The organism is Burkholderia aenigmatica, assembly GCF_048627025.1.
Lineage (GTDB): Bacteria > Pseudomonadota > Gammaproteobacteria > Burkholderiales > Burkholderiaceae > Burkholderia > Burkholderia aenigmatica.
Map to the genome: position 1 here is coordinate 2,122,123 of NZ_CP184469.1, position 20,394 is coordinate 2,142,516.

Here is a 20,394-nt window from a genome sequence, read left to right on the forward strand (position 1 = left end):
CTGCGGGCAGCGCGGCGCCGGCAGGCCGCGCCGCGAAATCACCGCTCCGCTTGCGCCGGCAGCCGAAGCGCGACCATGAAGCCGCGCGCCGTATTGCGCATCAGGATCTGGCCGCGATGCCGCGCCGCCGTCGCGCGGACGAACGCGAGCCCGAGGCCGAAGCCGCTGCGCGCCGCGCCATGCACGGATTCGAGCTGCACGAACGACTCGGTCGCGGCCGTGCGCTGCTCCGGTGCGATCCCGGCGCCGGTATCCTCGACGCCGATCAGCCAGGCACCATCCTCGCCGCCCAGCGTGCAGTGCACGTCCGTGCCGGCCGGGCCGTACTTCAGCCCGTTGTCGATCAGGTTCGCGACCGCGCGCGTGAGCATCATGCGGTCGCCCATCGTCACGCACTCGGTATCGGGCACCTGCGCGGCGACCCGGCTGCCGAGCCCGGCCGCCTTCTCCCACAGCTGGTCGACGGCGTCGAGCACGATCTCGTTGAGACTCACGACCTCGTGCGCGCGGCGCTCGGACTGCGCGCGGGTCAGGTGGATGAAGCCGTCGGCCAGTGCGAGCGCGCGCCGCGCATGGCCGGCGATGCGCTCCATGATCGCCGGCATGTCGCCGTGCTCGGCCCGGTAGACGTCGAGCAGCGCAAGGATCGAGGTCTGCGGCGAACGCATGTCGTGCGACAGGAAATCGAGCGCCTCGTCGCGCTGCCGCGACATCAGGTACGAATTCGAGTGATAGCGGATCCGGGCGGCCAGCTCCATCGCGTCGGGGAGCTTCACCAGATAGTCGTTCGCACCGGCAATGAACGCCTCGCGCTTGACGATCGGCTCCTCCTTCGCGGACAGCACGATGATCGGCACGCGTGCGGTGCCGGCATCCGCGCGCCACGCGCGGACGAGATCGAGGCCGTCGATCTCCGGCATCACGAGATCCTGCAGGATGACCGTCGGCTTCACGTCGCGCGCGACCGCCATCGCCCGGTGCGCGTCAGTGCACACGTGCAGGTCGATGTCGTGTTCGCTGCGCAGCGCGCGGCGGATCACCTCGCCGACGAACGGTTGATCGTCGACGAGAAGGACCGATAACCCCGATTCAAGACAATCCGAGGCATTATCACCGCTCGATTCTTTCATAAATACAGTTTCAAACGCCGATTCTCCAATCGATTCTTTCATAGGAGTTGTTTATCCGGCTTGGACGCTATCTTATTTCAGCGGTTGAAAATCCCGCCCGATTCCGCCGATTTGGCCTGTCGGCACTGCCTAGCGGGGCTTCGGACGCCGATTTCTCCCCGTTGACGGCCGCATTACCTCCGCATCCTTTCTCTCAATAAACATAACCGGCTGATTCTAAATGAAATTAGAACACAGCATCTATCTCCTTCCGGTTTAGTTTTGCCAAATATGACGAAGGAGCCGGAAACAGTTAAATCAGATCATTTCCGGATCCGAAAGACGATAACGTTTGCGAGACCAGTGCCATAAGGTTTGCATGCGCTGCAAGGCCGGCTGCCCGTCGCATTGGGGGCCGGATGAAAAAGCGCCGAATCGGCGCGCAGGCGGAAGAAAAAATTGCGCGCCGGGCAACGATCGGCCCGCGCGCGTCGCGCCGGCCGGAGCCGGCCACGCGACGGCGGTATGACGGCGGTGTGCGGCCTTACCCGCGCGCGTGCTGCGCGGACACTTCCTGCAGATCGAGGTCGCGTTCGAGCGCGTGCAGCATCTCGTCGTGGATGTGCCCCGAACGGTGCAGGCGCAACAATTCCGCGCGCCCGGCCCGGATCGCGGCCAGCACGACGTCGTAGTGCGCGGTACGCACTTCTGCCGGAAACGCGGGCTCGTCCTTCGCCCGCTCGGTCAGTTCCGCGCGATACGTGTACTGCTCGAGCAGGCGCGGATGAATCACGACCCCGTTTTCGTCGCGCACGAGCGGCTGGATCGCCGCGAGCTGGGCAGCCTCGACGTACGCCCACGTCTGCGGCTCGGTCAGGTGATGTGCCTCGCGCTCTTCACGCTCCGGCAGGCGCAGCAGCCGGATCAACGGCCCGATCGTCGTGCCCTGCAGCAGCACGGTGACGAGGATCACCGCGAACGACGCGACCAGGATCACGTCGCGGCCGGGCATCGCCTCGGGCAGCGACAGCGCGATCGCCAGCGTGACGACGCCGCGCATCCCGGCCCAGCTCATGATCGTCGCGGCCTTCCAGTCGGGCGCTTCGCCGCGCCGCGCGATCCCGCGCACCGGCCACTTCAATGCCTCGACCGCGTAGATCCACACGAAACGCGACACGATCACCGCCGCCAGCACCGCGAGCATCGGCGGCACCATCGTGGCGAGCACCTGCTCGAAGCCGCCGAGCCGGTGGATCGCGCCGCGCAGCGACAGCCCGATCAGCACGAACACCATCGCTTCGAGCAGGAACACGATGACCTGCCAGAATGCGGTGCCGCGCGTGCGCACGGCCGCCGAGAACACCTCGTGCTGATGCCAGCCGACGATCATGCCGGCCGTGACGGTGGCGATCACGCCGGACACCTCGACCATTTCGCCCGCGATATAGGCGATCCAGCCGGCGATCACCGCGACGGTGATCACGAGGTAGTCGTCGTCGAGCTGCTTCAGGAACCACACGACGAGCTTGCCGACCGCGAAGCCGATCGCCACGCCGCCGAGCCCGAGCTCCGCGAAGCGCACGACCGCGTGCTCGAGGCTGAACGCGCCGGTGAGCGCGGCCGCGACCGCGAAGCGGAACAGCACGAGGCCGGCCGCATCGTTCAGCAGGCTCTCGCCTTCGAGCAGCACCATCAGCCGGCGCGGCAGCGCGACGCGTTCCAGCACGGCCTTCGCTGCAACGGCGTCGGGCGGCGACACGATCGCACCGAGCGCGAAGCACGCGGCCCACGGCAGCGACGGCGCCACCCAGTGCACGGCGAAGCCGACTGCGAACGTCGTGAACACGACCGCGCCGATCGCGAGCAGCAGGATGCCGCCGACATTGCGCTTGAACTCTTCCCACACCGAGAAATACGCACCATCCATCAGCAATGGCGGCAGGAACACCAGCAGCACCAGTTCGGGATCGAGATTGATCGGCGGCAGGCCGGGGATGAACGCGATGCCGATGCCGCCGATCAGCAGCGCGGCCGCGAGCGGCAGCCGCAGCCGCTTGGCGATGCATTCGAGCGCGACGATCGCAAGGAATGACAACAAAACCAGCTTGAATGCCGAGACGGGAGACATGAATCGACCTCGTGAAGAATGAATTGCGCTTTCCGGCGTCGTACCCCGGTCGGCAGTTTCGCGCGATTACATCACGAGGCGAGGCCCGCAGTCGAGCGCGGTCGGGCTGGCGACCACGCAGCGCGGGCACGGCGCACGCCCGGTGCCGGCCCGATACGCGCGCCGCCATGAAAAACGGCACGCGGGCCGGCCCGATCGCCCGCCCGCGTGCCGTCGCGGCACCCTGCTGCTGCCCGCGCGTTACCGGCGCCGCACGACCATCAGCCGCGGCTCGGTCATGTCCTCGATCGCGTAACGGATCCCTTCGCGGCCGAGGCCTGAATCCTTCACGCCGCCATAGGGCATGTTGTCGACGCGGAACGATGGCACGTCGTTGATCACGACGCCGCCGACCTCCAGCTCGTCCCACGCGCGCTGTGCGTGCGTCAGCGAATCGGTGAACACGCCGGCCTGCAGCCCGAAATCGCTGTCGTTCACGCGCGCGAGCGCATCGTCGAACCGGTCGAACTTCTCGAGGATCGCAACGGGGCCGAACGCCTCCTTCCGGTACAGGTCCTGCTCATGCCCGACGTTTTCCAGCAGCGTCGCCTCGAACATCGCGCCGTCGACCTTGCCGCCCGCGACGATCTTCGCGCCCGCCGCGACGGCTGCGTCCATCCAGCCCGACAGCCGGCGCGATTCGGATTCGGAGATCATCGGGCCGACGAACGTCGACGGATCCTTCGGATCGCCCATTTTCAGCGAACGCGTCTTCGCGATCAGCTTCTCGCGCAGCGCGTCGTAAAGATCGGCATGCACGAGGATCCGCTGCACACCGATACAGCTCTGGCCCGACTGGTAGTACGCGCCGAACGCCAGACGCTCGACCACGTAGTCGAGCTGGTCACGCTGGTCCGCATCGACGATCGCGGCCGCGTTGCCGCCGAGCTCCAGCACGACTTTCTTCTTGCCGGCCTTCTCCTTCAGCGCCCAGCCGACGGCCGGCGAACCCGTGAACGACAGCAGCTTGAAACGCTCGTCGGTCGTGAACAGGTCGGCGCCGTCGCGATGCGCGGGCAGCACCGAGAACGCGCCCTTCGGCAGATCGGTTTCCGCGAGCACCTCGCCGATGATCAGCGCGCCGATCGGCGTGCGGCTCGCGGGCTTCAGCACGAACGGACAACCGGCCGCGAGCGCGGGCGCGACCTTGTGCGCGGCGAGGTTCAGCGGAAAGTTGAACGGCGAGATGAACGAGCACGGGCCGACCGGCACGCGCTTCGTGTAGCCCGTATAGCCCTGCGCACGCGCGGAGATCTCGAGGTTGATGATTTCGCCGTCGATGCGCACCGATTCTTCGGACGCCACGCGGAACGTGTCGATCAGACGCGTCACTTCGCCCTTCGAATCGTTGATCGGCTTGCCGGCCTCGATGCACAGCGCCTCGGCCAGCTCGTCGAAGCGCTCACGAAAGCGCGCGACGCAATGGTCGAGCACGGCCTGCCGCTTGTAGGCCGGCAGCTCGCGCATCGGCTTCGCGGCCTCGACCGCCGCGCCGATCGCCGCGTCGATGGCCTTCGCGTCGGCCAGCGCGACGCGTGTCGCGACCTTGCCGCTGAACTTGTCCGTCACGTCCAGATCGGTGTTCGCGTAGACGGCTTCGTTGGCGAGGTAGTACGGATAGGTTTCCTTCAACATGGAACGACTCCTTCCTGTGAACGGGACATTCAGAGTTGCGCCGACAGGCGCTTGATTTCGCGGTTCAGCACGCGCTCGTTGTCCGAGTAGTCGATCGGCACGTCGATCACGTGCACGCCCGGCGACGAGAAACACTCGCGCAGCAGCGGCTCGAGATCGTCGGCCGATTCGACACGATGCCCGTGCGCGCCGTAGCTTTGCGCATACGACACGAAATCGGGGTTCTGCAGCGTCATCGCGAAATCGGGGAAGTTCATGTTCTCCTGCTTCCAGCGGATCATCCCGAACGCGTCGTCGCGCAGGATCATCACGACGATGTCGAGCTTCAGCCGCACGGCCGTTTCGAGCTCCTGCGAATTCATCATGAAGCCGCCGTCGCCGCACACGGCGATCACCTTGCGCTGCGGATGCACGATCTTGGTCGCGATCGCCGACGGCAGGCCGGCGCCCATCGACGCGAGCGCGTTGTCGAGCAGCAGCGAATTCGGCTCGTGCGCGCGCCAGTAGCGCGCGAACCAGATCTTGTACATCCCGTTGTCGAGACAGACGATGCCGTCGAGCGGCAATGCGTTGTACAGATCGTTGACGATCCGCACCGGGTACATCGGGAAGCGCGGATCGTGCTGGCCCTTCTCCAGATGGGCGTCGAAATGCTCCTTGATCATCGCGAAGCGCGCGAAATCCCAGTGCGGCTGCGGCGCGAGCGCCTCTTTCATCTGCCACACCGCGTTCGCGATGTCGCCGACCACCTCGATCTGCGGAAAGTAGACGGGGTCGACCTGCGCGCCGAGGAAGTTCACGTGGATCACGGTCTTGTCGTCGGTACGCATGAAGAACGGCGGCTTCTCGATCACGTCGTGGCCGACGTTGATGATGCAGTCCGCCTGCTCGATCGCGCGGTGCACGAAATCGCCGTCGGACAGCGTCGCGTTGCCGAGCCACAGCGGGTGCGTCTCGTCGATCACGCCCTTGCCCATCTGCGTCGTGAAGAACGGGATGCCCGTCTTGTCGACGAATTCGAGCAGCATCTTGCACGTGGTCTTGCGGTTGCCGCCCGCGCCGATCATCAGCAGCGGATGGCGCGCGGCCTGGATCGCGTCGACCGCATGCGCGACCGCCTTCTCCTCGGCCACCGGCCGGCGGCTGTAGCTGCGCGGAATCGGCTTGCCGTCACCCTCCTCGTGCGCGATGTCTTCCGGCAGCTCGAGGTGCGCGGCGCCCGGGCGCTCTTCCTCCGCGCGGCGGAACGCCTCGCGTATGGCCGACGGGATGTTGCCGATCGACACGATCTGCCGCGTGAACTTCGTGAGCGGCTGCATCATGTCGACCACGTCGACGATCTGGAAGTGGCCCTGCTTGCTGGACTTGATCGGCTTCTGCCCGGTGATCATCAGCATCGGCATGCCGCCGAGTTGCGCATAGGCGGCGGCCGTCACGAAGTTGGTCGCGCCAGGCCCGAGCGTGGCGATACACACGCCGGTGCGGCCCGTCAGGCGGCCGTAGGTGGCGGCCATGAACCCGGCCGCCTGCTCGTGCCGGGTCAGCACGAGCTTGATCTTCGATCGCCGCAGCGATTCGAGCAGATCGAGGTTTTCTTCGCCGGGAATGCCGAACACGTACTCGACGCCTTCGGCTTCCAGCGCCTTCACGAACAGATCCGATGCTTTCATGGGGGACTCTCGGTTGATGCCGCCTGCCCGGCCTACGGACACGCAGCGTTCACGTTCAGAACGCGCGCCGGCCTACGGCACGCGGACGCTTTACCTACTGGACACAAACCACGGCACTGCCCGCCGCGCAACACGCGCTGCGCGGCGGCGCCTCCGGATACCGGAGGACAAACGGATCCGCCCGCGCGCGGCAGGCGCGCACGGGCGGCAAAGACGTTTTTGATTGTAGACGGATTCGGAAGATCCCGACTTCGGCCAAACGGCCATTTAGCACGCAAACACAGCGCGTGGCCCTACTGTAGCGGCAACGCAATCAACCGATCAGACATGTGAACCATGGTTGACACACTTCAATCCATGCCCTACAGTGCGCCTACGTTCAGCATCCGGACCACCGACGTCTTCGACGCCTGGTTTGCCGGCCTGCCGGATCGCGTCGCGAAGCGCCGCATCCAGGCACGCATCGACCGCCTCTCGATGGGCAATCCGGGCGACTGGAAGTCCGCCGGCTCGCCGGTCGTCGAGATGCGGATCGACCACGGCCCCGGCTATCGCGTCTACTACGTCCGGCGCGGAACGATCTGGGTCGTCCTGCTCTGCGGCGGCGATAAATCGACGCAACAGGCCGACATCCGCGCCGCCCACGCGATGCTCGCGCATCTCGACATGGAGTAATCGATGGACAAGATCAGCACCCGGCCGTGGGATTCGGCCGACCACCTGAAAACCGAAGACGACATGGCCGACTACTTCGAAGCGTGCCTGCAGGAAGCCGGCGACGATCCGGCCTTCATCGCGCACGCGCTCGGCGTGATCGCGCGCGCACGCGGCATGTCGCAGGTCGCCCGCGATGCGGGCCTGTCGCGCGAGGGGCTGTACAAGGCGCTGTCGCACGACGGCAACCCGAGCTTCGGCACGATCCTGAAGGTCATCAAGGCGCTCGGCCTGCAACTGCACGGCGCAAAAGCGCACGCATGATGCGCGGGCGCGGCCCGGCGCGCCCGCCGCGCGATACCCGTGGCCGCGTCAGTGCAGCCAGCCGGCCGCCCAGCGCGGCACCAGCGACACCAGATACAGCCCGAGCCCGATCAGCCCGCCGACCAGCGTGCCGTTGATGCGGATGTATTGCAGATCCTTGCCGATATTCAGCTCGATCTGCCGCGACATCTCGCGCGCATCCCAGTTGCGCACCGTGTCGCGAATGTGACGCATCAGGAAATCCGCGAAATCCGGCGCCATCTCGTGCACCGCCTTCTCGACGTGCTCGTTCAGCGACGCGCGCAATGCCGGGCTCTCCGCCAGCCGCGCGCCGAGCCAGCCGCCGAGCGTCGCGGCCTGCCGGTGCAGCGCCGAATCGGGGCGCGCGAGATCGGCCTTCAGCCACGCGCGCAACTGATCCCACAAGTCGCGCACGTACTCGTTGAACGCAGCGCCGTCGCGGATATAGTGCTTGATCTCCTCGCCCTTCGCGATGAACGCGGGATCGTGCTTCAACCGCTCGGTCAGCCGCACGACCGTCCGGTCGAAGCGCTGCCGCAGTTCGTGCTCGGGGTCGGCCGCCACGCCTTCCAGCACGCGGCTCACCGCGTTCGCCAGCATCCGCGCGCCGTTCTCGCCGAACCACTGCGTCGGCATGATCTTCTCGACCTTCGGGTACTGCGTCTTCAGCCATTCGACGATGAAGCCGGCGATCACCTCGCGGTTCTCCTCCTTGTCGAGCACATCGACCACCTGCTCGATCGCGTCGTCGAGCAGCGCCTGGTGGCGGCCGTCCTTCGTCAGCGTGTCGAGGACCGCGCCGGCCGATTGCGACAGGTCGACCCGGTCGATCACCGCGCGAAACGCGTCGTGCACGAACGACTGGATCCGTGCGTCGTCGGTCATGTCGAGCGCGAAGCTCATCAGCTTCGTCACATAGCCGCCGAGCGCCTCGGTGTTCGCCGGCTCGCCGAGCCACGCACCGAGTTTCTGCGCGGGATCGTGCTGGCGGATCTGCGCGGCAAGCGCGTCGGGGCCGAGGAACTTCTCGCGCACGAACACCGCGAGGTTGTCGGCGATCTTGTCCTTGTTCTTCGGAATGATCTCGGTATGGCGCGACACGAACGGGATCGGCACGCGACGGAACAGCGCGACCACCGCGAACCAGTCGGCGAGCGCGCCGACCATCGCGGCTTCGGCCACGGCCTTGATGCCGTCGACCCACGGGCCGCGCGGCAGCAGGATCGTCGTGACGAACACCGCGACGGCGGCCAGCAGCAGCCATAGCGCACGGCGCTTGCTGCGTTTCAGTTCGAGGGCTTTGTCTGGCGTCATGGGCAACGGTCGGGCGAACGATGCCGCTAATATGCACCGGTTGCGGTGTTGCCGACAAACATTGCGACGCGCATCGCTCCGGCCGCAACCCGCCGGAACGAACCGGCGGGGCGCGCACGATGCCGGCCGGCGTCGTCACCGCCAGCCGGGCCGGATCACCATGCGCGTGCTACAGAAACGTCTTCAGGTTCACGGCCGGATCGGCGAGCTTCACCGGGTCCGGCACCGCCCCCGCCGCGATCAGCCGGCGCGATGCACCGATGTCGCGCCCCAGGTTCGCCGCGGCCACCGCGACGATCCTGCCGTCATCGCCCAGCCCGAACACCGTGAACGGCCCGTTCGCGGGATCGCCGCGCACGGCGATCGTGCGTTCGCTGCCGAACAGCCCGAGCATCTGCAGGTTGCAGTCGTACTGATCGGACCACAGCCACGGCAACTCGGCATAAGTCTCGTCGGCACCGAGCAGGTTCGCGGCCGCGACGGCCGGCTGGTTTTCGGCGACCTGCCACGATTCGATCCGCACGTGACGCCCGAGCAGCGGATTGAAGTGCATCGTCACCTCGCCGGCCGCAAAGATCGCCGGATCGACCGTGCGGCAGCCCGCGTCGACGCGGATCCCGTTGTCGACCTCGAGCCCCGCCGCCTGTGCCAGCTCGGCATTGGGCACCACACCGATGCCGACCACGACGAGGTCAGCCGGCACGTCGCCACGATCGGTCTCGACGATCGCGCCGCCGCCCGGTGCGCGACGGATCGCGCGCGGCAGCGTCGCCATCTGAAAGAGCACGCCGCGTGCATCGTGCAACCGATGCGCGTACGCGCCGACCACCTCCGGCAACGCACGCTGCAGCAAGCGCGGCGCCGGATCGATCACCGTCACGTCGCAACCGAGCTGACGCGCCGCGGCGGCGACCTCGAGACCGATGAAACCGCCGCCGAGCACCGCCACGCGGCGGCCCGGCGAAAGCTGCGCGCGCAACGCACGCGCATCGTCGACGGTACGGACGTAATGCGGCTTGACGCCTTCGTCGATCGCCCCGCCGAACGTGCGCACCCGCGAGCCCGTCGCGAGCACGAGCCGCGCATAGGGCAGCGTTGCGCCGTCGTCGAGCCGCACGCGCTGCGCCTCCCGCTCGATCGCATCGACACGCGTGCCGAGCCGCAGCTCGATACGCTGCGCGTCATACCACGCGGCATCGCGCACGAACGCACGCTGCTCGCCGCCATCGCTCAGCAGCGCATCCTTCGACAACGCGGGCCGGTCGTACGGCAGCTCGCGTTCCGCGCCGATCATCACGATGCGCGCCGCGGCGTCGCGTTCGCGCAGCGCTTCGGCCGTGCGCCGCGCCGCGTGGCCGGCGCCGACGATCACGAACGGATCAGTCGACATTGACTTCCACCTGCCCGTCGACGATCCGGATCGGATAGGTCCGCACCGGTTCGGTGATCGGCGCGCATTTCGGCGCGCCGGTGCGGATGTCGATCAGCCCCTGGTGCAGCGGGCATTCGACGCAGCCATCCTCCACATAGCCTTCGGACAGCCGCGCATGGCCGTGCGTGCAGAGGTCGTGCATCGCGAACAGTTCGTCGCCGATCCGGAACACGGCGATCGGCTTCTGGCCGGCGACCCGCGCCGCCGGTTCGTCTTCGGAGAATTCGTCGAAAGCGCCAAGCGGATGCCACTCGGCGAGCGTTGCTTCGGTCATGTCTGTTCCTTGCATCCGTATCAGATCGGGGTGGCGAGCAGCGTCTGCACGCGCGACGTGTCGTAGATCACCCGCTTGGTCTTGTAGCGCAGCCCGTCCGGCGTGCGCACGACCGTGTCGTAGTACTTGCCGGCCTGGTACACGTTCGACTCGCCGTTGCTGCGCGTCTGCACGACGACGTAGTTGCTTTCCGTGTCGATCTCGCCGTCACGTTCCGCCACGATCGTCAGGCCCGACGTCATGTGCCGGTACGTATGCTCTTCGTAGATGTTCGCGTGCCGCAGCGACACCACGCGGTCGCGCAGCATCCGCTGGTTCGTGCAGTGGACGATCCCGACCGGCAGCCCGAGGTCGGCGTTTTCCTTCGGCACGATTTCGTACGTGCAGTCCTCGGTGAACATCGTCGGCCATGCTTCGAGCCGGTTGTTGTCGAGGTGCCCGATATAGCGGTTCTGGAGCATGTAAATCTCGAACCACGTCTTCATGTCTTCCGTCAGGTTTTCCATCATTCCGCGCTCCCGCGTCAATAGCCCATCAGCTTCTGGTAGCCGACCCAGAACTTGCGGATCAGGCTTTCGGTGATCACCGTGTCCTGCTGGTCCGGATTGCCGCGCGACATCTCGATCACCGACGTCGCGTCGCCGTCGCGCACCGTGCCGCGCTGCACGAGCTCGGTCGCCTCCGTGTCCTCCATCGAGATATAGCCGGCCGGCCCGACGAGGTTCGCCTGCTTGATGCGCAGCGCGCGCAGCTCGGGTGTATCGTCCGCGTAGCCGAAGAAGTGGAAGATCAGTTCGAAGTTGTCGGGGCCTTTCGGCAGGATCTGGCGTGCGACCAGCGTGTTGTGAATCTGCTGGATCACGAGCTGCGGGAAGATCGGCTGGATATGATTCGTGCAGTCCTCGTCGTATTCCGACACGAGATCGAGGATCGATTCGTCCTCCAGATGGAAGCCTTCGTCGAACGAACGGATGTTCTGCTGCTTGTACGCGGCCGACGTGTCGTCACCGGTCTTCGTCACCGTGATGATGCTGTGCAGCCCGTGGTTCGCATCCGGAATCGAGCGCGCCTTCATCCCCACGCGGAAGATGTTGAAGGTCGTATGGAACAGGTGCAGCATGCTCGCGTGATACGGATCCTTCACGTTCTCCATGTACAGCTTCCAGTTCGACTTCGAATACTGGCGCGTACAGCCGAGATACTCGATCGGCTTGTGGAAGATCCGGTCGATCCACGGGCGCATCTGCTCGCCGAGATACTCGGGCAGCGGCATCACGTCGTCGCTGAAGGTGGCGAACACGAGCCCGCGATAGCTGTCGACGCGCAGCTTGCGCAGCCCGTGCTGCTTCGGGTCGAAGTCGGCCGGCATCCCGGACATCCCCTTCTGGCCGCGCCGGAACGGCACGCCGAGCAGGTTGCCCGAGTTGTCGAAGCTCCACTGGTGATAGACGCACGTATGCGAGCTCGCGTTGCCGCGCGACTTGCGGCACACCTGCGCGCCGCGGTGCGCGCAGCGGTTCACCCACGCGGAAAGCGTGCCGTCCTCGGTACGCGTGACGACCACCGGCGTATCGCCGACGAACGTGCTCTTGAAGTCGCCGGCGTTCGGAATTTCCGCTTCCAGCGCGACGAAGTTCCACGTCGGGCCGCGGAAGATGCGTTCCTGTTCGCGATCGTAGACCGCGCGCGAACTGAACACCTTGTACGGCACGCGCGAGCCGTCGTCGTGCGGAAAGGTCACGTCGGACGCGTCGCCGCGCGCGGCGAAAACGACGGGGGATTCTGTCTGCTCCATGTCGGACTCCTGGTCGATCCGTTTCGTTGAATGCATGGAGCCGATTTTTGAAAAGCTAATATTCGCCGTCTATCCGGAAAGTGCGATTGCGGCGGTGCAATATCCACTTTCGGCGGATTTCTGCGCTAGCATGACGGCACACACGACCCGGCGCACGATCGCGACCCATTGATCGGATCGAAGCGCACGTCGCCCATACCAAGGCTGAGGCCCATGTCCCCAACGTCGTTCGAGCCGCTCGCGCTGCGCGCGCACCGGCTGTTCGAATCCCGCGATCTCGACGAGACGCGCGAGCGGATCTCGCGCGTGATGCAGCCGCATGCGCTGCTGCCGAGCGGCCGCACGCATGGTGCGTCGCACATGGATTTCGTCAAGCTGGGCGGGCTCGGGATCGGCACGATCGCGTTCGGCGACGCGATGCGCGTGCAGGTCGACGCGGTCGACGGCTATTACCTGCTGATGTTCTGCCTGTCCGGCCAGGCCGAGGTGCGCGCGATGGGCCGGCAACTCGGCGTCGACGGCCAGACGGGCGTGCTGTGCGCCCCCGGCGAGCGCTTCGACGCGGTGCTGTCCGCCGATTGCGAGCAGTTCGTGCTGCGCATCGACGCGGCGACCGTCGGCTCGCTGACGGGCGACCCGCGCGCGACGCTCGATCCGGTGCTGCATGTCAGCGACGCCGCGCTCGCCGCATGGCGCCAGCAACTGATGCTGGTCGCACGCTCACCTGAACTGCTCGAACGCGCGAACGCGAACCCGCGCGTCGCATCGCAGCTCGAACACCTGCTGATCGACCTGCTGATCGAAGGCCACCCGCCGTCCGTGCTGCAGGCGTCGCACCGCGACCCGGCGCCGGGTTTCGTCCGGCGCGCGCAGGAATTCGTGAACGCGCACTACACGCAGCCGCTGCAACTCGCCGATATCGTCCAGGCCGCCAACGTGCCGGAACGGACGCTGCGCGACGCGTTCCTGCAGTTCCGCGGGATGAGCCCGATGCAATACCTGCGCGCGACCCGGCTCGACCATGCACGCGAGCTGCTGCGCGGCGCGGTGTCCGACCGGCGGATCGCCGATGTCGCGCTCGATTGCGGGTTTACGCACCTTGGGCGGTTCGCGATCGCGTATCGGGAAAAGTTCGGGGAATCGCCGTCGGAAACGCTCGACGGGAAGCGCTAGCGCCGCCTATGCTCGCGCGCCCGGCGGCTTGCCTGGCCGGTCGGGACGTTGCACGGCACGACCTGAAACCGCGACGCCCTCCCCGCCTTTGCCTGCGCCTGCCGAGACAGACCGTTAGTTGCGATCTGCGAAAACAATAGCGATCGTTACGCCACCGGCACGATCATCTCCCGCGCAATCGCGCAAAACGCCGCCGTGGCGGCGCTTTCGCCGTGCAGCCGGCGGCTCATGATGATCGGCGACGTCGCGGCCGGCTCCGGCAACCGCCGGTAGACCACGCCCTTCACCCGCACCCCCTCCACACTCTCCGGCACCAGCGACACGCCGACCTGCGCGGCCACGAGCCCGAGCGCCGTCTGCAGCTCGCGCACCTCGTGAACGGCCGTCGGCACCAGCGCGCCGTCGCGCAGCGCGGACAGCTGCTGATCGGCAAAGCTCGGCCGCGGCGTGCTCGGATAGACGATCAGCGTCTCGTTCGCGATATCCGCGAGCGTCAGCGGCCGGGCCGGATCGGCGAGCGGATGCCCGACCGGCAGCGCCGCGATCAGCTTTTCCTCGATCAGCGCCTCGCGCACCAGTTGATCGTCGTCGAACCGCAGCCGGCCGAACCCCACGTCGATCCGCCCGCCCTTCAACGCGCCGAGCTGTTCGAGCGTGAACATTTCGATCAGCGACAGCTCGACGTCCGGCTGCGCCTCGCGAAACGCGCGGATCACGTCCGGCAGCGCGCCGTACAGCGTCGAAGGCACGAAGCCGATCACGATCCGCTCCGACAGCTGCGCGAGCCGCCGCGTCAGCGGGCCGAGCTCGTCGGCCTGGTCGACGAGGCGCTTCGCCTGCGCATAGAACACGCGCCCCGCATCCGTCAGTTTCAGCGGCCGCGCACCGCGCTCGAACAGCGGCAACCCGATCTCGTCCTCGATCGCCTGAAGCTGGCGGCTCAGCGGCGGCTGCGTCATGTGCAGCCGCTCGGCCGCCCGCGTGATGTTCATTTCCTCGGCGACGGCGATGAAGTAGCGGAGCTGACGCAATTCCATTTCATGCCTCAAAGGTATGGAAGTAGTCGGAAAGAGTGTTGGACGACGCGGGGCGGGAATTCCTACCATGTGCACCAACAGGAGGAATCGCATGATAGCAACTGCCGCCACCATCGAACGCATCGAGACGCTGCTCGTCGACGTGCCAACGATTCGGCCCCACAAATTGTCGGTCGCCACGATGAATTGCCAGACCCTCGTGCTGGTGCGTGTTCGATGCACGGACGGTATCGAAGGCGTCGGCGAGGCGACGACCATCGGCGGTCTCGCGTATGGCGAGGAGAGCCCCGAAAGCATCAAGGTCAACATCGACACCTACTTCGCACCGCTGCTGCAGGGCATGGACGCGACGCGTCCGGGCGCCGCGCTGGCGCGCGCCCGCAAGCTGTTCCAGGGCAACCGCTTCGCAAAATGCGCGATCGAGACCGCGCTGTTCGACGCGCAGGCGCGCCGCCTCGGCGTGCCGCTGTCCGAGCTGTTCGGCGGCCGCCGGACCGATGCGGTGGACGTCGCATGGACGCTGGCGAGCGGCGACACGCAGCGCGACATCGCGGAAGCCGAAGCGATGCTCGACGCCCGTCGCCACCGCGCGTTCAAGCTGAAGATCGGCTCGAACGCCGTGGCCGACGACGTCGCGCACGTGATCGCGATCAAGCGCGCGCTCGGCGAGCGGGGCGACGTGCGCGTCGACGTGAACCAGGCATGGAGCGAAACCGACGCGATCTGGGCCGGCGCACGGCTTGCGGAAGCCGGCGTGAGCCTCGTCGAGCAGCCGATCGCCGCGACCAACCGTGCGGGGCTGAAACGCCTCACGCAACTCGCGCAGGTGCCGATCATGGCCGACGAGGCGCTGCACGGCCCCGTCGATGCGTTCGCGCTCGCGCAGGACCGCGCGGCCGACGTGTTCGCGGTGAAGATCGCGCAATCGGGCGGCCTGCAGGGCGCGGCGAGCGTCGCGTCGATCGCGGCGGCGGCCGGCATCGAACTGTACGGCGGCACGATGCTCGAAGGCGCGGCCGGCACGATGGCGTCCGCGCAACTGTTCAGCACGTTCGACTCGCTGAAATGGGGCACCGAACTGTTCGGCCCGCTGCTGCTCACCGAGGAAATCCTCGTCGAGCCGCTGCGTTACGAGGATTTCAAGCTGCACCTGCCGGCAGCGCCCGGCCTCGGCATCACCTTCGACTGGGCCCGCATCGAACGGATGCGACGCGACGCCCGCTGACCCCACACGACAACCGAAACCGGAGACACAGATGAACAAGCAAGCCATCGACGCACTGCTGAAGACCTTCGACGACGCCGCAGAAAAGCCGGGCAACCCGCGCGTGCGTGCGATCGTCAACCGGATCGTGCAGGACATCTGCTACACGATCGAGGACTTCGACGTGCAGCCGAGCGAATTCTGGACGGCGCTGAACTACCTGAACGAAGCCGGCCGCGAATTCGGGCTGATCGCCGCGGGCCTCGGCCTCGAGCGCTTCCTCGACGTGCGCATGGACGAAGCCGAGGAAAAGGCCGGCATCCAGGGCGGCACGCCGCGCACGATCGAAGGGCCGCTGTACGTCGCCGGTGCGCCGGAATCGGTCGGCCATGCACGTCTGGACGACGGCACCGATCCGGGCCAGACGCTCATCATGCGCGGCCAGGTGCTCGGCCAGGACGGTGCGCCGCTCGCGAACGCGCTGGTCGAGGTGTGGCACGCGAACCATCTCGGCAACTACTCGTACTTCGATCAGTCGCAGCCCGCGTTCAACCTGCGTCGCTCGATCCGCACCGATGCCGATGGCCGCTACAGCTTCCGCAGCGTGCTGCCGGTCGGCTACAGCGTGCCGCCGGGCAGCAAGACCGAGCAACTGCTCGACCAGCTCGGCCGCCACGGCCATCGTCCGGCGCACATTCACTTCTTCGTTTCGGCGGACGGTTATCGTAAGCTGACGACGCAGATCAACATCGATGGCGATCCGCATCTGTGGGACGACTTCGCCTTCGCGACGCGCGACGGGTTGATCCCGCCGGTGAAGCAGGCCGAAGGCGCGGAAGGCAAGCCGTATGGCGTCGACGGGCAGTTCGCGCTGATCGACTTCGATTTCTCGCTGCTCAAGGAAAAGCAGGACGTGCCGGGCAGCGAAGTCGAGCGGGCCCGCGCGCAGGCGTGAGCGGCCTTCCGATTCGACGAACCGATAACGCAAGGAGTGCAGGATGCTGTTTCATGTGGAAATGACCGTCCGTCTGCCGACGGACATGGATCCGGTCAAGGCGGCCACGCTGAAGGCGGAAGAAAAGGCGATGTGCCAGCGGTTGATGAACGAAGGAACCTGGCGGCATCTGTGGCGGATCGCCGGGCAGTATGCGAACGTCAGCATCTTCGACGTCGAAAGCGTGCAGCAACTGCATGACCTGCTGAGCCAGCTGCCGCTGTTCCCGTATATGGAAATGGAAGTGCGGGCGCTGTGCCGGCATCCGTCTTCGGTACGGGAAGACGATCGCTAAGCAGGCGGTCGAGCACTGACGATACGGGCGGCCTGCGATTGCCTCGCAGGCCGCCCGTTTCATTGCGTCATCCGCAGCGGTGAATCGGGTTGCCGCGCGGCTTACTTCTGCGCCTCCATCTTGTCGGCGGCTTCATCGCCGTACACCTTCGCGATGCGTCGCGCGACGATCGCCTCCATCAGCGTCTTGTCGAAATCGTCGGTGGTTTTCCAGCCGCTACCGTCCTTGACGAACGTGAAATCGCCCTTCAACTGCAGCATCGACGGCGCGCCGATCGCGCCGAGCAGCCGGTCGCGATAATCGATCAGCAGCGGACACGACACGTGGTCGCCGTCGATCTGCCGGCAATCGGCGGCCGGCATGACGCCCAGCACGTTGCTCGTCAGCGTCGTCGGCTTGTCGTCGCCGAACATCGGCTTGCCGTAGCTCGGCATGCGCGCCGACACCGCCTTGTCGAATTGCGCGACGCCCGCCATGAAAGCCGTGCTGATGACGTCGCGGCCGAGCGGTGCGCCGAGCTTCGGATTGAGGCCCTGCGCACTGTAGCGAACCGTCACGTACTCTGGCGGGAACATCTGCACGACAAAGGCGCTCTTGTCCTTGTCGTCGTGCCGGACCACATAGCCGATCGTCGCTTGCTCGTCGGCGATACTCACGTCCACCAGGCAGCCGCGCGCGCGATTCGCCTCGTCGTAGCCGACTTCACGCGGGTTGCTGACGTGCGGAAACGACTTGCTGCCCTGGTCGAGCATCTGCATCGGGTTCTTGAGCATCATGTCCCTGCGCGCGTCGAACAACAGCGAATTCAGCGCCTTGGTGGTGCTCGACGCGCCGCACGCGGGCGCCGATGCGGGCCACAACAGGTAGGCGCCCACCGCGAGCGCGGCAGCCAGGCCGCCGAAGCCGATCAGCATCTGCTTCTTCTTTTGCTCGCGCTGCATCGATGCGACCGTTTCGTTCCGACGCTGTTCGAACCGCGGCGGATCGATCTCCTCCAGCACCGTCAGCAGGATGAGTTTCGCGTTGCCGGTCGCATAGTGGCCATCCAGCAGCTCATGCGTCGCTTTCGCCTCGGCGTCCGCCGTCGTGTAGCCCTCGGCGATCAGCCAGTCGAGCATGACGCGCACGGAATCGGTATCGGGAAGCGCGGCCGGTGCGTCCCGCAGACGCTGGGTGACGCGTGCCGCCTGCTCCTCCGTCAGATAGCCGCCGGCTTCGAGTGCGATCAGCAGCGGCGCGCGCGGGTCATCGATCGGTTCTGCCTGGCCCGGTTGTTCGAAAGACATGGTTGTAGTTCTCCGTCGAGACCGATTCGCTGCGCGGGCCACGCCGGCCCATTGTGCAGACGAATCGCGTCGATCCCCGGAAACTACTTGATTCGAGCGCATGTGTCGATATGCCCGCGCGTCGCGTGTGCGCGCGGGCCCGCCATCCGACATCAAGCCTCGTGCGTCAGATGCGCCGCATACCCCACCTTCCCCGGTGCGATCTCGTCCTTCAGCGTCAACGCCGGAATCTCGTAATCGCCCATGTTCTGGCGCCGGAACGGGATCGGCTGCGTGGTCCAAAGCTCATCCAGACGCTGGCCGAGCGCTGCACGCGTTTCGTCGAAGCGTGCTTCGTTCATCTTCCCCGAGCGGTAGATCACGAACGGCGGCAGCACGGAGAAGCCCGGGTAATACAGCATCCCGTGCTGGATCGGGAACAGCACGTCGTCGATCGGTCCGTTGATGCCACGCGGGCTGTAATGCGACTGCCACCCGCCTGCCGTGACGATCACCATCGCGCGCTTGCCGACGAACGAACCCTCGCCATAACGATTGCCCCAATGCGTGTCGGAATGCTCGCCCACCCCGTAGGCAAAGCCGCACGCATACACGCGCTCGAACCAGCCCTTCATGATCGCCGGCATCGAGAACCACCACAGCGGGAACTGCAGGATCACCGCATCGGCCCACCTCAGCTTGTCCTGCTCGCGCACGATGTCGTCGCGCTGCGTGCCGGTTGCGAACGCGTGCTTCGAGTCGTTCGACGGATCGAAACGCGCGTCCGGCTCACGCCCGGTCATGTCGTCCGCGTCGAAGGCCGCCTTCCAGTTCATCGCATACAGGTCGCTCACCTGCACCGTATGGCCGGCCGCTTCGAGATGCTCGACGGTGAAGTCGCGCAACGAGCCGGTCAGCGAACGCGGTTCGGGATGGGCATAGACGATCAGCACATTCATGTTCGGTACTCCGTTGATTGAATGACTGCAGGATGCCGTGACCGAAGGTATATTTGAAATGAATTCCTGATATTGCAGGTATAGCCATGAATAATCTCAGGCGACTCGATCTCAATCTGCTCGTCACGCTGGACGTGCTGCTCGCCGAGCACAACGTCACGCGCACGGCCGAGAAGCTGAACATGTCGCAGCCGTCGGTGAGCGTGCAGTTGCAGAAGCTGCGCGACCTGTTCGGCGATCCACTGCTGCTGCCGGGGCCGCGCGGGATGCGGCCGACCGCGCGCGCGGAGGCGCTGCGCGAGCCGTTGCGGGACGCCATCGAAGCGATCGAACGCGCGGTGATCCCCGCCACGCCGTTCGATCCCGCCACCGCGCAGAACACGTGGCGCGTGGCGGCGACCGACTACGGCGAATCGACGATCGTCCTGCCCGCGCTGAACGCGCTGCGTTCGACCGCGCCCGGTACGCGGCTCGCGATCGTCGAGCTCGTCCCGCCGAGAATCGAACAGGATACCGAACGAAACGGCATCGACCTCGCCTTTCACACGACCGACGAATCACCGGCCGGCATGCGGCGGCTGCCGCTGTTCGTCGAGCGTTACGTGCTCATCGGCCGCGCCGGTCACCCGAAGCTGAAGCGGCGCCCCACGCTCGCGCAGTTCAGTACGCTCGAGCACGTGATCACGTCGCCCGACGGCGCCGGCTTCTTCGGCGTGACGGACGAAGCGCTCGCGAAGGTGGGCGCCACGCGGCGCGTCGTGCTGTCGGTGCCGCACTTCCTGTTCGTGATGTCGGCCGTCGCCAGCACCGATCTCGTCGCGATGGTGCCCGAGCGGCTGGTGCGCAACGTGCCCGCGTTGCGGGTCGTGGAAGCGCCCGTCGACGTGCCTGGCTACGAAATGTCGATGCTGTGGCACGAACGCGTGCATCGCGATCCGGCCCACCGGTGGTTGCGGGAGACGATCGCGGCAGCGGTGTAGAACGTTCGCCTGCCCGGTGCGGCCGCCCGCTTCGATGGCCATCGCACAAAATCCTTCATCCGGGGCTTGAAACCGCGCCAAACACTGTATAT

At 66.3% G+C, this 20,394-nt stretch carries 19 protein-coding genes; 7 read left to right on the forward strand and 12 right to left on the reverse strand.

Going from position 1 to position 20,394, the window contains the following annotated elements:
* Positions 1-38 precede the first annotated feature (38 nt).
* The 4 genes from ACN8ZM_RS26420 to ACN8ZM_RS26435 all read right to left on the reverse strand — a co-directional run bounded on the left by ACN8ZM_RS26420 (position 39) and on the right by ACN8ZM_RS26435 (position 6,581).
* Complete coding sequence (locus ACN8ZM_RS26420) at positions 39-1,172, reverse strand: hybrid sensor histidine kinase/response regulator (RefSeq protein WP_043177943.1); 1,134 nt, start codon at positions 1,170-1,172, stop codon at positions 39-41.
* Between the two features lie 481 nt (positions 1,173-1,653).
* Positions 1,654-3,237, reverse strand: a complete 1,584-nt coding sequence (locus tag ACN8ZM_RS26425) for a Na+/H+ antiporter (protein ID WP_420211188.1) — start codon at positions 3,235-3,237, stop codon at positions 1,654-1,656.
* Positions 3,238-3,477: 240 nt separating this feature from the next.
* Entirely contained in the window at positions 3,478-4,911 is a 1,434-nt protein-coding gene (locus ACN8ZM_RS26430; RefSeq protein WP_205823808.1) for an aldehyde dehydrogenase family protein, read from the reverse strand.
* 29 nt (positions 4,912-4,940) lie between these two features.
* The gene (locus tag ACN8ZM_RS26435; protein WP_043177949.1) at positions 4,941-6,581 is read right to left on the reverse strand and encodes an acetolactate synthase large subunit; all 1,641 of its coding nucleotides are present in this window, start codon (positions 6,579-6,581) and stop codon (positions 4,941-4,943) included.
* A gap of 357 nt (positions 6,582-6,938) precedes the next feature.
* Here ACN8ZM_RS26435 and ACN8ZM_RS26440 point away from each other — a divergent pair, with 357 nt between their 5' ends.
* Together ACN8ZM_RS26440 and ACN8ZM_RS26445 are read left to right on the forward strand one after the other, a co-directional pair.
* Positions 6,939-7,256, forward strand: coding sequence for a type II toxin-antitoxin system RelE/ParE family toxin (locus ACN8ZM_RS26440; protein ID WP_301806174.1), 318 nt, complete (start codon positions 6,939-6,941; stop codon positions 7,254-7,256).
* A 3-nt stretch (positions 7,257-7,259) separates the two neighbouring features.
* Complete coding sequence (locus ACN8ZM_RS26445; RefSeq protein ID WP_021157290.1) at positions 7,260-7,559, forward strand: addiction module antidote protein; 300 nt, start codon at positions 7,260-7,262, stop codon at positions 7,557-7,559.
* A gap of 48 nt (positions 7,560-7,607) precedes the next feature.
* On the opposite strand, the gene ACN8ZM_RS26450 is transcribed toward ACN8ZM_RS26445, so the two are convergent.
* The 5 genes from ACN8ZM_RS26450 to andAc all read right to left on the reverse strand — a co-directional run bounded on the left by ACN8ZM_RS26450 (position 7,608) and on the right by andAc (position 12,395).
* Positions 7,608-8,894: a DUF445 domain-containing protein gene (locus tag ACN8ZM_RS26450; RefSeq protein WP_420211189.1), complete on the reverse strand. Its 1,287-nt coding sequence runs from the start codon at positions 8,892-8,894 to the stop codon at positions 7,608-7,610.
* Positions 8,895-9,063: 169 nt separating this feature from the next.
* Entirely contained in the window at positions 9,064-10,284 is a 1,221-nt protein-coding gene (gene andAa / locus ACN8ZM_RS26455; RefSeq protein WP_420211190.1) for an anthranilate 1,2-dioxygenase system ferredoxin--NAD(+) reductase, read from the reverse strand.
* The gene (gene andAb / locus ACN8ZM_RS26460; RefSeq protein ID WP_282511195.1) at positions 10,274-10,600 is read right to left on the reverse strand and encodes an anthranilate 1,2-dioxygenase ferredoxin subunit AndAb; all 327 of its coding nucleotides are present in this window, start codon (positions 10,598-10,600) and stop codon (positions 10,274-10,276) included. Before andAb ends, andAa begins: the two co-directional genes overlap by 11 nt.
* A gap of 20 nt (positions 10,601-10,620) precedes the next feature.
* Positions 10,621-11,109 carry an anthranilate 1,2-dioxygenase small subunit AndAd gene (andAd, locus tag ACN8ZM_RS26465; protein ID WP_011355917.1) on the reverse strand — a complete coding sequence of 163 codons (489 nt, stop codon included), beginning with the start codon at positions 11,107-11,109 and terminating at the stop codon, positions 10,621-10,623.
* Positions 11,110-11,123: 14 nt separating this feature from the next.
* Positions 11,124-12,395, reverse strand: coding sequence for an anthranilate 1,2-dioxygenase large subunit AndAc (gene andAc, locus ACN8ZM_RS26470; RefSeq protein WP_043177962.1), 1,272 nt, complete (start codon positions 12,393-12,395; stop codon positions 11,124-11,126).
* Between the two features lie 213 nt (positions 12,396-12,608).
* On the opposite strand from andAc, the gene andR reads away from it, so the two are divergent.
* A complete protein-coding gene (gene andR, locus ACN8ZM_RS26475; RefSeq protein WP_420211191.1) occupies positions 12,609-13,568 on the forward strand; it encodes an anthranilate 1,2-dioxygenase regulatory protein AndR in 960 nt (319 codons plus the stop codon).
* Positions 13,569-13,714: 146 nt separating this feature from the next.
* Here the strand turns inward: andR and ACN8ZM_RS26480 are convergent, their stop codons facing one another.
* Entirely contained in the window at positions 13,715-14,605 is an 891-nt protein-coding gene (locus ACN8ZM_RS26480) for a LysR family transcriptional regulator (RefSeq protein ID WP_043177965.1), read from the reverse strand.
* Positions 14,606-14,696: 91 nt separating this feature from the next.
* Between ACN8ZM_RS26480 and ACN8ZM_RS26485 the strand changes: the two genes are divergently transcribed.
* From ACN8ZM_RS26485 to catC, 3 genes are read left to right on the forward strand one after another with little or no spacing between them, the layout of a single operon-like run.
* The gene (locus tag ACN8ZM_RS26485; protein WP_043177967.1) at positions 14,697-15,830 is read left to right on the forward strand and encodes a muconate/chloromuconate family cycloisomerase; all 1,134 of its coding nucleotides are present in this window, start codon (positions 14,697-14,699) and stop codon (positions 15,828-15,830) included.
* Positions 15,831-15,861: 31 nt separating this feature from the next.
* Positions 15,862-16,764 carry a catechol 1,2-dioxygenase gene (gene catA, locus ACN8ZM_RS26490; RefSeq protein WP_043177969.1) on the forward strand — a complete coding sequence of 301 codons (903 nt, stop codon included), beginning with the start codon at positions 15,862-15,864 and terminating at the stop codon, positions 16,762-16,764.
* Between the two features lie 43 nt (positions 16,765-16,807).
* Positions 16,808-17,098 (forward strand): muconolactone Delta-isomerase, encoded by a 291-nt coding sequence (gene catC, locus ACN8ZM_RS26495; protein WP_011355923.1) that lies wholly within the window; start codon positions 16,808-16,810, stop codon positions 17,096-17,098.
* A gap of 101 nt (positions 17,099-17,199) precedes the next feature.
* On the opposite strand, the gene ACN8ZM_RS26500 is transcribed toward catC, so the two are convergent.
* Entirely contained in the window at positions 17,200-18,384 is a 1,185-nt protein-coding gene (locus ACN8ZM_RS26500) for a hypothetical protein (protein ID WP_420211192.1), read from the reverse strand.
* Between the two features lie 152 nt (positions 18,385-18,536).
* On the reverse strand, positions 18,537-19,322 hold the full coding sequence (locus tag ACN8ZM_RS26505) for an NAD(P)H-dependent oxidoreductase (RefSeq protein ID WP_043177973.1): 786 nt from the start codon (positions 19,320-19,322) through the stop codon (positions 18,537-18,539).
* A gap of 86 nt (positions 19,323-19,408) precedes the next feature.
* Between ACN8ZM_RS26505 and ACN8ZM_RS26510 the strand changes: the two genes are divergently transcribed.
* Positions 19,409-20,302: a LysR family transcriptional regulator gene (locus ACN8ZM_RS26510; protein WP_420211193.1), complete on the forward strand. Its 894-nt coding sequence runs from the start codon at positions 19,409-19,411 to the stop codon at positions 20,300-20,302.
* The last annotated feature ends 92 nt before the right edge of the window (positions 20,303-20,394 follow it).

Coding starts and splice junctions, on each gene's coding strand:
- ACN8ZM_RS26430 (WP_205823808.1), bottom strand. CDS start 4,911: ATGTTGAAGGAAACCTATCCGTACTACCTCGCCAACGAAGCCGTCTAC.
- ACN8ZM_RS26485 (WP_043177967.1), top strand. CDS start 14,697: ATGATAGCAACTGCCGCCACCATCGAACGCATCGAGACGCTGCTCGTC.
- ACN8ZM_RS26440 (WP_301806174.1), top strand. CDS start 6,939: ATGCCCTACAGTGCGCCTACGTTCAGCATCCGGACCACCGACGTCTTC.
- ACN8ZM_RS26445 (WP_021157290.1), top strand. CDS start 7,260: ATGGACAAGATCAGCACCCGGCCGTGGGATTCGGCCGACCACCTGAAA.
- andAb (WP_282511195.1), bottom strand. CDS start 10,600: ATGACCGAAGCAACGCTCGCCGAGTGGCATCCGCTTGGCGCTTTCGAC.
- ACN8ZM_RS26425 (WP_420211188.1), bottom strand. CDS start 3,237: ATGTCTCCCGTCTCGGCATTCAAGCTGGTTTTGTTGTCATTCCTTGCG.
- andAd (WP_011355917.1), bottom strand. CDS start 11,109: ATGATGGAAAACCTGACGGAAGACATGAAGACGTGGTTCGAGATTTAC.
- ACN8ZM_RS26500 (WP_420211192.1), bottom strand. CDS start 18,384: ATGTCTTTCGAACAACCGGGCCAGGCAGAACCGATCGATGACCCGCGC.
- ACN8ZM_RS26480 (WP_043177965.1), bottom strand. CDS start 14,605: ATGGAATTGCGTCAGCTCCGCTACTTCATCGCCGTCGCCGAGGAAATG.
- ACN8ZM_RS26505 (WP_043177973.1), bottom strand. CDS start 19,322: ATGAATGTGCTGATCGTCTATGCCCATCCCGAACCGCGTTCGCTGACC.
- andAa (WP_420211190.1), bottom strand. CDS start 10,284: ATGTCGACTGATCCGTTCGTGATCGTCGGCGCCGGCCACGCGGCGCGG.
- ACN8ZM_RS26510 (WP_420211193.1), top strand. CDS start 19,409: ATGAATAATCTCAGGCGACTCGATCTCAATCTGCTCGTCACGCTGGAC.
- catA (WP_043177969.1), top strand. CDS start 15,862: ATGAACAAGCAAGCCATCGACGCACTGCTGAAGACCTTCGACGACGCC.
- ACN8ZM_RS26420 (WP_043177943.1), bottom strand. CDS start 1,172: ATGAAAGAATCGATTGGAGAATCGGCGTTTGAAACTGTATTTATGAAA.
- andAc (WP_043177962.1), bottom strand. CDS start 12,395: ATGGAGCAGACAGAATCCCCCGTCGTTTTCGCCGCGCGCGGCGACGCG.
- ACN8ZM_RS26450 (WP_420211189.1), bottom strand. CDS start 8,894: ATGACGCCAGACAAAGCCCTCGAACTGAAACGCAGCAAGCGCCGTGCG.
- andR (WP_420211191.1), top strand. CDS start 12,609: ATGTCCCCAACGTCGTTCGAGCCGCTCGCGCTGCGCGCGCACCGGCTG.
- catC (WP_011355923.1), top strand. CDS start 16,808: ATGCTGTTTCATGTGGAAATGACCGTCCGTCTGCCGACGGACATGGAT.
- ACN8ZM_RS26435 (WP_043177949.1), bottom strand. CDS start 6,581: ATGAAAGCATCGGATCTGTTCGTGAAGGCGCTGGAAGCCGAAGGCGTC.